This is a genomic window from Micromonospora psammae (genome assembly GCF_036902725.1).
GTDB lineage: Bacteria > Actinomycetota > Actinomycetes > Mycobacteriales > Micromonosporaceae > Micromonospora.
Window position 1 is genome coordinate 1 of sequence record NZ_JBAKHM010000021.1, and the last position, 12,191, is coordinate 12,191.

General features: G+C 67.4%; 11 protein-coding genes and 2 pseudogenes. 6 read left to right on the forward strand and 7 right to left on the reverse strand.

All coding sequences use genetic code 11. From position 1 onward, the window contains the following. The 5 genes and pseudogenes from V6U79_RS22355 to V6U79_RS22375 all read right to left on the reverse strand — a co-directional run. A pseudogene (locus V6U79_RS22355) lies at positions 1-459 on the reverse strand (hypothetical protein); the annotation flags it as partial. A gap of 209 nt (positions 460-668) precedes the next feature. After that, a complete protein-coding gene (locus tag V6U79_RS22360; protein ID WP_334615681.1) occupies positions 669-1,175 on the reverse strand; it encodes an NUDIX hydrolase in 507 nt (168 codons plus the stop codon). 319 nt (positions 1,176-1,494) lie between these two features. Beyond that, positions 1,495-1,899, reverse strand: coding sequence for an NUDIX domain-containing protein (locus V6U79_RS22365; RefSeq protein ID WP_334615682.1), 405 nt, complete (start codon positions 1,897-1,899; stop codon positions 1,495-1,497). Positions 1,900-2,074: 175 nt separating this feature from the next. Next, positions 2,075-2,895 (reverse strand): annotated as a pseudogene (locus tag V6U79_RS22370) (Tn3 family transposase); the annotation flags it as partial. A gap of 281 nt (positions 2,896-3,176) precedes the next feature. Then, positions 3,177-3,854: a hypothetical protein gene (locus tag V6U79_RS22375; protein ID WP_334615683.1), complete on the reverse strand. Its 678-nt coding sequence runs from the start codon at positions 3,852-3,854 to the stop codon at positions 3,177-3,179. A 435-nt stretch (positions 3,855-4,289) separates the two neighbouring features. Here V6U79_RS22375 and V6U79_RS22380 point away from each other — a divergent pair, with 435 nt between their 5' ends. Further along, a complete protein-coding gene (locus tag V6U79_RS22380; RefSeq protein WP_334615684.1) occupies positions 4,290-6,191 on the forward strand; it encodes a S9 family peptidase in 1,902 nt (633 codons plus the stop codon). A gap of 369 nt (positions 6,192-6,560) precedes the next feature. Here the strand turns inward: V6U79_RS22380 and V6U79_RS22385 are convergent, their stop codons facing one another. Continuing rightward, positions 6,561-6,860, reverse strand: coding sequence for an endonuclease VII domain-containing protein (locus V6U79_RS22385; RefSeq protein ID WP_334615685.1), 300 nt, complete (start codon positions 6,858-6,860; stop codon positions 6,561-6,563). 213 nt (positions 6,861-7,073) lie between these two features. On the opposite strand from V6U79_RS22385, the gene V6U79_RS22390 reads away from it, so the two are divergent. Both V6U79_RS22390 and V6U79_RS22395 read left to right on the forward strand, forming a co-directional pair. Then, positions 7,074-7,205: a hypothetical protein gene (locus tag V6U79_RS22390; protein ID WP_334615686.1), complete on the forward strand. Its 132-nt coding sequence runs from the start codon at positions 7,074-7,076 to the stop codon at positions 7,203-7,205. A 59-nt stretch (positions 7,206-7,264) separates the two neighbouring features. Beyond that, a complete protein-coding gene (locus V6U79_RS22395; protein ID WP_334531330.1) occupies positions 7,265-7,408 on the forward strand; it encodes a hypothetical protein in 144 nt (47 codons plus the stop codon). 347 nt (positions 7,409-7,755) lie between these two features. Here the strand turns inward: V6U79_RS22395 and V6U79_RS22400 are convergent, their stop codons facing one another. Beyond that, positions 7,756-8,958 carry an ROK family transcriptional regulator gene (locus V6U79_RS22400; RefSeq protein ID WP_334615687.1) on the reverse strand — a complete coding sequence of 401 codons (1,203 nt, stop codon included), beginning with the start codon at positions 8,956-8,958 and terminating at the stop codon, positions 7,756-7,758. 112 nt (positions 8,959-9,070) lie between these two features. Here V6U79_RS22400 and V6U79_RS22405 point away from each other — a divergent pair, with 112 nt between their 5' ends. The 3 genes from V6U79_RS22405 to V6U79_RS22415 are packed head-to-tail and all read left to right on the forward strand — an operon-like array spanning position 9,071 to position 12,177. Then, positions 9,071-10,405 carry an ABC transporter substrate-binding protein gene (locus V6U79_RS22405; RefSeq protein ID WP_334615688.1) on the forward strand — a complete coding sequence of 445 codons (1,335 nt, stop codon included), beginning with the start codon at positions 9,071-9,073 and terminating at the stop codon, positions 10,403-10,405. Positions 10,406-10,408: 3 nt separating this feature from the next. After that, entirely contained in the window at positions 10,409-11,305 is an 897-nt protein-coding gene (locus V6U79_RS22410; protein ID WP_334615689.1) for a carbohydrate ABC transporter permease, read from the forward strand. Beyond that, a complete protein-coding gene (locus V6U79_RS22415) occupies positions 11,302-12,177 on the forward strand; it encodes a carbohydrate ABC transporter permease (RefSeq protein ID WP_280838699.1) in 876 nt (291 codons plus the stop codon). The genes V6U79_RS22410 and V6U79_RS22415 overlap by 4 nt, the downstream gene beginning before the upstream one ends. Positions 12,178-12,191: the final 14 nt, after the last annotated feature.

Sequence of the window (12,191 nt, forward strand, 5' to 3'; positions counted from 1 at the left end):
GGGCCGGAGCGCGGCGCCCGGCGGCGGGTGCGCGTCGGTCGGCGAGGAACACCGGCCCGGCGGCGCGGCCGGCCAGCAGCCGGGGCAGGAGCCGTGCGGTTGGGGTCTCCCAGTGCACGTAGGCGCGGTCACCGCCTTTCTCGACGACCAGGGCGCGGCGGAACTCCATGTCGAGGTCGGGCACGTCGAGGCCGAGGATCTCCTCGGCGCGGGCGCAGGCTCGTAGAGCATCCGCCACAGCACCCGCTCGCGCAGCAGGTTGCGGTCGTCGGTGAACAGCCGCTCCAGCCGTGATCGCGGGATGGCCTTGTCCCGGGTCCGGGTGACCTTGCGGCGTTCCAGGCGCCGGCCGGGGTCGGTGGTCAGCCAGTCCTGGCGGCGGCAGTAGGCGGTGAACGAGGTCAGCGCGGACAGGTGCTTGTTCCAGGTGTTCGCGGCGCCGTGGTCCCAGCGGGTCATCGTCTGCTCGTAAATCTCCGGGGTGAGCGCGGCGACCGGCAGCTGGTCGCCGACGGTCTCGCGCAGCCGGCGCAGGGTCTCGGTGTAGGTGGCCTGGGTGCCCGGGTCATCGCGGAACCGGTCGAGGAACGCGTCGACGGCGGCGCCTCGCTGATGAAAGCTCGAACGCGGTTGATCACAGGTACGTGTGATCGCACACCCGGAACTTGCTAGAGGCCGAGTTGGACCGGCTGGTCCGGCGTCCCCGTTGTGAGCAGCGCTGTCAAGGGTGTTGTGAGGTCGCGGGGCGAGAACAGCTCAGATCCCGTATAGCCAGCGATCTCCGAGAGGTGCCACCACCGGAACCCAGCCAGGTTCTCCTGCGCAGCGAGTTGGTCGTCGGTCAACTCACCGCGGGGCTGGAAATGGGTCGCGCGGATGAGGAAGTAGTCGTTGATGATGCCGTCGGAGCCCGGCGCATGGTCGGCGGCCGCGACTTCCTGGTGCCAGACGTGCGGTGGATCGGCGCTGACCACCAGACCGGTCTCCTCACGCAGTTCACGGCGCAAGGCCGTCAGCTGGTCCTCGCCGGTTTCGATGCCGCCGCCTGGGGCCGCCCAAACGGCCTTCGCCTTCTCTGGCACCGCCGGATGAGGAAAGACGAACCGGCAGAGCAGGATCCGGTCGTCCCCGTCGAGGATGATCGCGCGGACGGCGCGGCGCGGATTCGGCGTCATGGCGTGTCGGACGAAGCGGCGAGGCGGATGATGATCGGCACCGCGGCAGACTATCAACCGAGAGATCGAGCGCTGACTCTGAAACGAGAGATTTCAGCTGAGACCTCACCCGGACGGTCAACCTTGGCGAGGCGGTCGAGTAAGACCGTCTGGGCCCACTGCGACTGCCTCGCCGAACCAGCACCACAACTCGAGGCCGCCGACACCGTGGCGCCGGCGCCGCCGATGAGGCCGGGAATCGAGTCACTCTCCGTGGATCCCCACCGGTTGAGGGTAGGCAGATCGGTGCGCGCTTGTGCCGATGACAGCAGGTTGAAGTTCAGGCGCGGGCGCCCCGTATCGCTTGCACCACCGCCGGGCCTACAAGTTTGTGGGCGAGCGGAGGCAACTCCTCAGGCCGGAACCAACCGATCTCGTCATGTTCATCGGGAGCGACGTTTGTCGGTGTCCCCTCCCACTCGCCGACAAGCCAGGCGCTGAGGCGTATGGAGTCCTCTCCGCCGCCTGCGTCCAGCCGACACAGATGGATCGCCGAGCCTGCTGCTATCTGCACGCCCAGTTCCTCGTGCATCTCCCTGGTGAGCGCAGCCAGCTCTGTCTCGCCTGGCTCGACGTGTCCGCCGGGCAGGTCCCATACATCCGGGTAGGCGCGGCGGTTCGGACTTCGGTGGACGAGTAGGACTCGGCCTTTGCGAACCAGCGCCGCGGTAACGATCTCGTGCATGGGTGGGGATTGTGGCATGACCATCCGATCAAGAACGTCCGCAACTGCCGCAGACAACGCGCGCTCGGCTCTCGGCAGCTCGTCACCACCCGTGACGAGTCCACTAAGAGTGAGCCAGAGCCTCTCCGTGAGCGGCGGCGTCGGAGGAAAGGCCACCGCTCACGGAGGTTGTCGGTCAGCTGTTTGCCGGAGCGACCTCGGCCAGCCGCAGCGGTCGGTAGCCGTCGGTGTCGAGTTGGGCGAGTTCACCGTCGATATCGACGGAGTGGGTGCCGTAGAAGTGCACGTTTTCGTGGTGGGTGGGCCAGATGTGCGCCAGGACCTCGTCGTCGACGTCGCGACCGGTCCGGCGCAGGGCGGTCACGCCGAGGCCGTGGTACTCGGTCGACCAGCAGACGATCGCGTTGGTGGCCAGGGTCAGGCACCACATCTGTTCGGTCTGCTGCTCGTGGTGGCAGCGCCGCAGCGCTCCCTCGCCGGCGTACGCGAGGCAGCGGCGCAGGGCGTGCAGGTTCTCACCCTTGTTCAGCTGCCGGGCATGCGCCGCCGGTAGGTCTCGTCGGCCAGGTAGCGGGCGGCATAGACCGTGCGGCGCAAGGCGCCATTTTCCTTGATCGTGCTGGTCAGCGCGTTCTGCTGTCGTTTGGAGGAGCACAGCTTCCCGACGACCAGCGCCGCGGTCGCGTGGCCGCCCTGCACCGAGGCGGCGACACGCAGCAGGTCGTCCCAGGTGCTCGTGATCAGGTCGGTATTCAGGCGGCGGGTCAGCAGGCCGCCGGCCCGCGGGTAGCGGGCGAGGAAGTCGGCGTTCGCTCCGGTCCGATAGAGGGTGATCTTTCCGAGGTCGCGGATGCGCGGCGAGAGCTGCTTGCCGACCAGATCGAACAGGGCGAAGTTGGCCAGGGTCGCGCCGTGGGTGTCGGTGGCGTGCTCGAACACGGGTAGGTCGGTCTCGTTGCCCAGCAACCCGTCCAATACGTACTGGCCCTGCGCGGCCAGCGGACCAACATGCGCACTGCCGCCAACCGCGAGGCCCGCTGGCTGTTCCCCGGCCGCCGCGCCGGCCAACCGCTGACCACCGCCACGATCGCCCCGCTCATCCGCGATCTCGGCGTCCCGACTGTCCCGGGCCGCCTGGCCGCCCTTCGCCAGCTCGTGCTCCAAGCACCGGCGCCGGTCGTCGCCCAGGCCCTCGGCTTCCACCACCACACCGCTCACCGGCACCACGCCGCGGCAGGCGGAAGCTGGAGCCGCTACAGCCGTTACGATGATCCTCGCTAGAACGACGTCGCTAGCTCCATGATCTCCGTCGCGACACCCACTGGGTCGCGCAGCATGTGCAGGTGACCCCCCAGCATCCTGCGCACCGGCCAACCACGGGCTCGGGCGTCCTCTCGCTCCTCCGCATAGGTGTCACCGAAAGTGAGGTATCCCGCCGAGACCGCATCCCACCCGCCAGGCAGGTCCACCCGGGCGGCGAGGTACTCGAACGGCACCCGCGCCTGCTCTGCCTCCACCCGGGCACGCGTCTCGGCATCGGGGAACAACCCGGCCACGGACTCCTCCGGCCACCAGCGCGTCCACGGCGGCAGATTGCCGTCGGGGCCCACGCGATCACGGAGCATGTCCCTCAGGCGGGCCGGTGCCACAGGCACGCCACCCCTCGCCGGCGGCAAAACGGCGTCCACAAAGACGGCGCCGCGCACCGGACGCGTCATCACGATCGCAGGGATATACAGACCCGCGTTGCTGTGTGGCACGAGCACCAGATCGTCAGAGTCGGGAAGCCCTTTCTCGATCGCCGCCAGGACCGCCGCCGGCGAGGATGCTGCCGGGTCGGGCGGCGCCGGCACCGCCGCGGTGACCCCGAAATCAGATCGCAGCGCCGAGGCGACAGGCGCCCACACCGCCGGACCGAGGAAAGGGCTGGGTATGAGCACTGGGGAGATTGCCATGATGCGTTTCTAGCATCCACACCGCGCGGCGATACCTATCCCACGAGCATGAGCCCGAACGGCCGCCGCCGCACTAACCCACGCGCGCCCGGCCCCCGCACCGGCACCGGCCGGCCAAGGGCTTCAACTATCACCATCACTGTCAGCCCGGCATCCAGGTCGGCCGCCGCGTCGTCAGATCTTATCGTTGGCTGCAGAACTGGCCCACCAGCACCAGGATCGGCGTGACTCACCGTGATTGCTGGACCGACCATCAACGCGAATACAAGACGGTTGGATTACCTGATCCTGCCAGTCGGACAGGCCTTTGCCCGACACGCCGCGCTCGATGCATCGGGACATCGATCCTCGCCACTTCCAATGAGAACTCGCCAGTGCACTGATCCAGCACTGGATCGATCGCGTGTTGCCCTTTGAGGCTGGCAGACTGATCGCATGACAGGTCTGACCGCCGAGCTCGTGGTCGATGGTCGTGACCCGCAGACCCCGGCGCTCGCCCCGAACGGGCGCCTGCTCTGCTACGTCCTCGCTCCCATCAGCCGGACCGGTGACCACCTCGACACCGAACTCTGGCTCGTCGACACCGATGGCGCCGTCGCGTCGCGCCGGGCGACCACCGACACCGCAACCGAGTCCCGGCCACGCTGGTCGGCCGACTCGGAGACGCTGTTCTTCCTGTCCGACCGCGCCGACCGCGGTACCCCGCAGCTGCACGGGCTCACCCTCGCCGCCGGCACGATGACCACGTTGACCAACTGGCGCGCCGGCGTCATCGACCACCTGCCGCTCACCGACCCCAATCTGGTCGCTCTGCTCGCCGAGGACGAACCCAACGAGCAGGACGCGCGCCGCGCCCGGGAGCGCGACGACGCCATTGTCGTCGGCGAGCGCGAACCGCGTGCCCGGTTGCGCCTGCTCGACCTGCGCACCGGCCGGGTCACCACCCCGAATGTGTTCGGTGACCGGCACGTCGTGGAACTGCGGCAACGTCCCGACGGCGGCCCATTCGCCGTGCTGACCGGGGCCAGCGCCGATAACGACTACGGCCCGCGCACCGGCCAACTGCACCTGTTCGACCCCACGACCGGAACTGCAGAGAACCTCGGACCGGTCGGGGCAGACGCACGATCTCTGGCCTGGTGGCCCGGCGAGGACGGTTGGCACCTCGGTTACATCGCGCTCACCCCACCGGTCCTGCAGGCCGGCACTGCCGTGTTCGACCTGGCCGTGGACAGCCGCGTCCTGCGCAACCGCACCGCTGGTCTCTCGATGTGCCCCACCGAACTCTGCCAGACCGATGCCGCCCCGCTGGTTGTGTTCGCCGATGGCCTGAACACGACCCTGGCCCGGCTCGACCCGACCGACCTCACGACCCTGTCGCATCACCCCGGACGCCTCGACAACCTCACCACCACCCCTACCGGCGAAGAAATCGCGGTACTTACCGGCACCCGCTATCAACCCCCGGACGTTCACATCGGACCGCCAACCGGGCCGCTGCGAAGAATCACCAACACCCGCCCGGAACTGGACGGCATCGCACTCGGCACGCAACAACCGCTGGCCTACCGCGCCGCCGACGGCCTCGACCTAGACGGCTTGCTCGTACTGCCGGTCGAAAGAACCGCATCGGAAGGCCCATTCCCGCTGGTCACGATCGTGCACGGAGGCCCGTATGATCGCTACGCAGATCGTTGCCAGTTGTTCTGGTTCCCCAGCGCGCAGTGGCTGGCCGCCGCCGGCTACGCGGTGTTGCTGCCCAACCCGCGCGGCGGCCAGGGCCATGGCCACCAGTTCGCCGCCAGCGTCGCCGGCCGGGTCGGACAGCAGGAGTGGACCGACATCCTGACCGGCATCGACCTGCTCATCGCCGAGGGCATCGCCGACCCCGACCGGCTGGGCATCGCTGGCTGGAGCCACGGCGGCTTCATGTCCGCCTGGGCCATCGGCCAGACCGACCGCTTCCGCGCCGCGCTGGTCGGCGCCGGCGTCATCGACTGGGGCATGCTCGCCGCGACCGGGGAGAACGGCCAGTTCGAAGCCGCGCTCGGTGGCAGCACTGGCTGGTCCGGCATCGGCCCACACCCGCATGACGCGGTCAGCCCGATCTCCTTTGCCAGCCACATCCGCACTCCAGTGCTCATCTTGCACGGCGCCGAGGACACCAACGTTCCCCTCGGACAGGCCGTGTACCTCCACCGGGCGCTGCGCCACTTCGACGTCGAGCACGAGTTCGTGATCTACCCGAGAGAGGGCCACTCGATCCGGGAACGCAACCACCAACTCGACGTTCTGCGCCGGACCCGCGCCTGGTTTGATCGCTGGCTGCGGCCCTGACCGGGGCGCGTGGACCAGATGTCGTTGCTTCCCAACTGACCTGAGCTGACTTCCAAGACTCCAGGCGGATCTCATGCTGAGACACGCGCCCGCCTGACGATGCGCGGCAGCTGCTCGGGCCCCGCTCGCCATGTCGTTTGAGAACTCGCCAACCTCTCGCCACCACGCCGGAGCCGATTCGCCAACTCGGCTGCGAAGCGACCATCGCCGTCCCACCGCGCCGCTCATCGACGCCGTGCGCGCCGCGCCCCTCGCAACGATTACTGGATAACTATTGCCAGTAATTCGTTAATACGCACGGACATAAGGGGCAAAACCTCGATACACCATAATGTCTGTTCTGTTATTTTCCTACCTCACGGATAGGGATTAGGCTTCACGGAGGTAGCGCAGGGCCGCGGTGAGGGTCTCGGACGAGTCCTTGAAGTGGCCCAGGGCCGAGTTGCATCCCGTACAGAGGAGTCCTCGTACGCGCTTGGATGAGTGGCAGTGATCGACGACCAGCCGTACGGCAGTGGCGGTCGCCTTGCCGTCCATGCGTGGCCGGCCAGCCGTCGACGCCGGGATGTCGTCTTCGTGGACGCCACAGATCGCGCAGCGATAGTCCTGCGCCGCTCGCCGGGCGTCGTATTCCTCCTGAGTGATCCCGTACTTCGTTCGCAGGTTCATCGCTCGCACCGCGGAGGGTCCCAGCCGGTCGCGAATGGAGCGGTTGACCGCCCGGCCACGCTCGAGGCACGGGGCACAACAGTTGGTGGGCCGCCCGGAAGTTCCTACGAATGACTCAACGCTTCGTACCTTCCGGCACCTCTTGCACACCCTGCTGTCAATCATGTGGGGACCGTATCGACAGGCACTGACATTTGGCCATATCCACCATGGATGACCAGCGATGATCAAGCTAGGGTGATCCGGTTGATGGCCGCACGCCTGGCCGGTGAGGACGTCGAGCCGCAAGGCCCGATCGAGACCGAGGCAGCCCGACGCCTTGACGACGAACTCAAGCAGAAGTAACTACCCGGTTACCCAACACTTTTTGAGGCTTCGCCGACGGCGGGCTGCGCGGCGAGGCGGTGCTGCGGTTCCGTACCGAGGGGGAGTTGCGGGACTCGCTCCCCGAGGCGGGTTTCCGGGCGCGGCGCATCCACGGTGGCTGGCAGGGCGAGCCGGTGGGTGCGGGCGACGACGGCGAGTTCGTGGTGGTAACGGCGTTCTGACGATCCCGGCTCAGCCGGCGTCGGTGACCTGCTTCGAACCAGCCGCGTAGCCGGTCGAGGCAATCCCACCCGGCGGCGATCACCATGTTGGCGGCGGCCGGTGGCCTTCCGAATTCGGCCATCCTGTTGTGCGCTCTGCCTCGTCATGATCGAGACGACCGGCGAGGACGAGGGGCTGCGACTGGCCGCGAACGCGTCGCTGCCGACCGAGGTCCTGGGCGTTGAGCCCGGAGCAGCGCCTCGCTCGATCGGCTCGCCATCGCGGTCGACTCCGGCCCCAGAGGACGTACGCCACGCGGTCCAGGTGCTGAGCAGCTCGCTCACCGCATGTTGAAGATCAAGCTAGATCACTCTGTCGGCAGCCTTAGCCGGCTGTCCACGGCCTCCGGGCTGTAGAGCGACTGGACCACCAGCCGGGCCATTCCTATCGTGCCGGCGTCCTCCCCGAGACGACTGGGTTGGATGCTGGTCCGCTCGATCACCCGGGGCAGGGTGCTGTTCTTCACCTCGGCACGGACGGACCGCACGACCAGTGGATGGTGTCCGAGCAGCCCACCGAGGACCACGACGGACGGATTGATGCAGGCGAGTAGCCCGCCGAGGACATGCCCGATCGCTTCACCCGCGCGCCGTACGGTGGCCGTCACCTCGGGATCCTTACCGTCCAGCAGCGTCACCACATCAGAAAGGCTGGTCACACGGCGATGCCGCAGCTGCCGCAGAATCGCTCGCCCAGAGGCGTACGCGGCGAGGCAACCGCGTCGGCCGCACCGGCAGCGTGGGCCGTCCCTCGTCACACGGGTGTGACCGATGTCGCCGGCCGCGCCGGTCGAACCCCGCAGGGGCTGGCCGTCCATCACTACTCCTGCGCCGATACCCCAGCCGAACTTGACAGCCAGCAGGATGTCCGCACCGGACTCGGTGGAGGACATCAAGCTGTCCTCGCCGATGGCCAACGCGCGCGCGTCGTTCTCGAGAACGAGGGGGACCGGCCACCGCCCCTGCAAGGTGTCGGAGATGAGGCGTTCGGACCAGCCGCGCATCGGTGAGCTGTCCCAGTGGGTCTGCCCCTGCTGCACGACCGGAGCGGGCACGCCGAAGCCGATGCCGACAACCTCCCAACCCTGAGACCGTTGCAGTACCTTCTCAGCTGCCTTGATCAATGCAGTCAGCACGAGTTCCGACGGCGACCTGCCCTTCACGGCGATCTCGGTCGCCGCCAGGGGAACCCCGGCGATGGACACGGCCGCCACCCGGGCGTGAGTGTGCCCGAGATCGATGGTCAGCACGACCTTGTCGACGGCGTCGAACTCGATGATCTTCGCGGGTCGACCGCCGGTCGGATCGGTGCTGCGGCTCTCGCGGATCAAGCGGGCGGCGGTGAGTTGCTCGAGGCGTTCGGTCAGGGTGGTCCGCGACATGCCGGTGCGGGCCAACAACTGTGCACGGGTCACCCCGGACTCGCTGCGGATGAGGTGCAGCAACCGACCGGCGGACAATGCCACTCCCGCGGGGGCGGCGGCAGCCTGCAGCCGTGGCGGATCGTGCATGGATACAGACGTTACAACCCCCCGCAACCCTTGACGACCATGAGGACGGCACTTATGTTCAGCAGCCTGACAGAAGGGTGTCGAGGACGACACCCACCAAGTGGAGGTCTTCATGTCTTCGATCAACGACAGGCCCCTCTCCCGGCGCACAGCCCTCAAGTTCGGTCTCGGGGTGACTGCGATGCCTTTCCTGGCCGGGTCCTTGTCGGGCTGTCAGGGCGCGAGCACGTCCGGCGGTGGAGACTTCACCTTCATCTCCACCCAGTTCACGCCGATCGAAGAAAAGCAGCGATACGAGAAGATCCTCTCGACGCATGTCAAGGACTTCAAGATCGCCTACAACTCCATGACGGCCGGGGAGGTCGTCACGCAGGTCTCCGCTCAGGTCAAGGCGAACAAGGTCAGCATCGGCCTGGTGGGGGGCCTGCACGGTGACCTCGCCACCCTCGCCGACAACCTGGAAGACCTGGACACCGTCAAGTCTCAACTGTCCTCCGCCGGCATCTCCGACGACCTCTGGTCGCTGGCGACGCTCGGTGGCAGCACGGTGAAGTACATCCCGTGGATGCAGGCCACCTACGTGGTGGCGGCGCACAAGTCGACGCTGGCGTACCTGCCCTCGGGTGCCGACCAGAACAAACTGACCTACGACCAGTACCTCCAGTGGGCGATCAACGCCAGGAAGGCCACCGGCAAGGCGGTCTTCGGCTTCCCCGCCGGGCCCAAGGGCCTCTATCACCGCTTCTTCCAGGGCTTCCTGCTGCCGAGTTTCACCGGCGGACAGGTCACCGGATTCGCATCCGCCGACGCGGTCACGGCTTGGAAGTACATGAAGGAACTCTGGGCGAACATGAACCCCGCGTCGACGAACTACGACAACCTGCAGGAACCGATGGCACGCGGGGAGGTTCTCGTCGGCTGGGACCACGTGGCCCGTCTGGTCAATGCTCCCAAGGACAAGCCCGACGACTGGGTGATGCTGCCTTCCCCGACGGGCCCCAAGGGGCAGGGCTACATGCTCGTCGTCGCCGGCTTCGGTGTACCCAGGGGTGCCGACCTCGACCAGGCCACCAAGGTCATGACCGCGCTGTCGCAACTACCGGCCCAAGCGGAGACGTTGCGGCAGAACGCGTTCTTCCCGGTCGTCAAGGGCGAGCTCCCAACGGACCTACCGCCGGCGGTCAGCCTCGAGGCAAAGGCCGTGGGCGCGCAGCAGAACGCGTCCAACGCCATCGTCGCCGTGCCGCCGGTCGGGTTGGGCAAGCGCGACGGCGAGGTGTCACAGGTCTACAAGGACTGCTTCGCGCAGATCTGCAAGGACGGCAAGGAGCCGGCAGCGGTGCTCGGCGCCCAGGCCAAGATCCTGCAGGGCATCCTCGACCAGGCCCAGGTTCCATGCTGGACGCCGGACAAGGCGGTTGCGGGTCAGACCTGCAGCGTGGCTTGAGCCATGACCAGGACGCAACTGGTACGAGAAGGGAAGCGGGGAGGTCGTGCCAGCCGATCGCGCCGGCTCTCGCCGGCGCTGCTGCTGATCTCCCCGTCGATCATCCTCATGCTGCTGCTTTTCGCGTGGCCGATGGTCGCCGGTATCCTGCAGGCGTTCCAGTCGCCGGACGGGCTCGGCCTCGACCACCTCGAGCGGATGGTCGGCGACGGCCAGTTCGGGCCCGCCGTGCGGAACACGCTGCTCCTCATCGTCGTTCTGCTGCCTGTGCAGTTCGTGCTCGCCATCGTCATGGCGCTGCTGCTGCATCAGCGGCCAAAGGGCCACGGTCTCTACTTCTATCTCTGGGCGGTGCCGATCGCCGTCTCCGACCTGGCCGCGGGTCTGGTCTGGCTTGCGATCTTCACCGACAACGGGTACCTGAACTCGGCCCTGTCAACGATCGGTGTCGGCCCGGTGTCGTGGCTCTCCTACACCAACCCGACGTCGCAGTTCACGGCGATCCTCGTCGCCGAGCTGTGGCGGGCGACGTCGCTCGTCATGGTCATCGTCGTCTCCGGCCTGCAGGGAATCCCCAAGGACTACGACGAGGCGGCCAACGTCTTCGGGGCGACCTACTGGACGAGGCTGCGGCACGTCTGGTTGCCGCTGCTCAAGCCGAGCCTGCAGGTGGCTCTGATTTTGCGGACGATCCTCGCCTTCCAGACCTTTGCCGTCGCGCAGGCCCTGACCGGCCAGGACTTCCCGTTGCTCGTCGGGGAGACCTACCGGTTCTACACCGCGCTGCAGAACCCGAATGTCGCCTCGGCGCTCGCGCTCGTCGTCATGTTCGTATCGATGGCGGCGGCGTTCCTCTACCTGCGAGTGCTACGCGACGGGACAGAGGGGGCGGCCCGATGAGCACGCTGGCACCCTCGCGCACCGAACAGTCCGACGACGTACCCGTCGATCTGAGGCCGCTCCGTCGGCTCAAGCGCAACCGCCTGCTGCTTCAACTGGCGTGCGTCGCGGTCAGCCTGTTCATGGTCGTGCCGTTCTATCTGATCGCGGTCGCGGCATTCTCCTCTCCAGCCGCCATGAACGAGTTTCCGCTGCGGTTCCTGCCGACCGCCTTCTCGGTCGAGACGATGTCAACCTTCCTCAGCTCGACCGGTGTCGGTGCTGGTCTGATCAACTCCCTGATCGTCGCCGTCGGCACGCTGGCTCTCTCCCTCGTGGTCGGCGCGCCGGCCGGATACGCCATCGCCCGGTACGCCTTCAAGGGCCGTGACCAGTACCAACTCTTCCTGCTCTTCACCCGGGCGCTGCCCATCGTCGTGCTCTCGGTGCCGCTGGCCGAACTGTTCCTCAACGTCGGCATGTACGACACGCCGCTGGCCGTGGTGTTGCTGCACACGGCGCTGACGCTGCCGACGACGATCCTGGTCACCGCGAGCGTCTTCCTCGCGGTCCCGGTCGATGTCGAGGAAGCGGCCCGCATCTTCGGCTGCGGGCCGCTCGGTGCCTTCGGCCGCGTCGTCCTACCGCTCGCGCTGCCCGGGATCTCGGCTGCCTCGATCTTCACCTTCGTGCTGAGCTGGAACGAGGTGCTGGGCGCCACCATCCTCACCCTCAACCAGCGGACGCTGCCGGCCACCGTGCTCTCGTCCCTGTCCGACTCCCCGCTGACCTTCCGCTTCGCCGGCGGCTTCTTCCTCATCGTCCCGGCGTTGATCTTCATCGCGGTGATGCGCAAGTACCTGATCAACATGTGGGGGACCACCATCCGATGACCCGGCTCCGCCTC

Excerpts from the sequence above, each read along its gene's own strand:
- V6U79_RS22375 (WP_334615683.1), bottom strand. The coding sequence starts at position 3,854 with ATGGCAATCTCCCCAGTGCTCATACCCAGCCCTTTCCTCGGTCCGGCG.
- V6U79_RS22410 (WP_334615689.1), top strand. The coding sequence starts at position 10,409 with ATGACCAGGACGCAACTGGTACGAGAAGGGAAGCGGGGAGGTCGTGCC.
- V6U79_RS22390 (WP_334615686.1), top strand. The coding sequence starts at position 7,074 with ATGACCAGCGATGATCAAGCTAGGGTGATCCGGTTGATGGCCGCACGC.
- V6U79_RS22400 (WP_334615687.1), bottom strand. The coding sequence starts at position 8,958 with ATGCACGATCCGCCACGGCTGCAGGCTGCCGCCGCCCCCGCGGGAGTG.
- V6U79_RS22405 (WP_334615688.1), top strand. The coding sequence starts at position 9,071 with ATGTCTTCGATCAACGACAGGCCCCTCTCCCGGCGCACAGCCCTCAAG.
- V6U79_RS22385 (WP_334615685.1), bottom strand. The coding sequence starts at position 6,860 with ATGAACCTGCGAACGAAGTACGGGATCACTCAGGAGGAATACGACGCC.
- V6U79_RS22415 (WP_280838699.1), top strand. The coding sequence starts at position 11,302 with ATGAGCACGCTGGCACCCTCGCGCACCGAACAGTCCGACGACGTACCC.
- V6U79_RS22360 (WP_334615681.1), bottom strand. The coding sequence starts at position 1,175 with ATGACGCCGAATCCGCGCCGCGCCGTCCGCGCGATCATCCTCGACGGG.
- V6U79_RS22380 (WP_334615684.1), top strand. The coding sequence starts at position 4,290 with ATGACAGGTCTGACCGCCGAGCTCGTGGTCGATGGTCGTGACCCGCAG.
- V6U79_RS22365 (WP_334615682.1), bottom strand. The coding sequence starts at position 1,899 with ATGCACGAGATCGTTACCGCGGCGCTGGTTCGCAAAGGCCGAGTCCTA.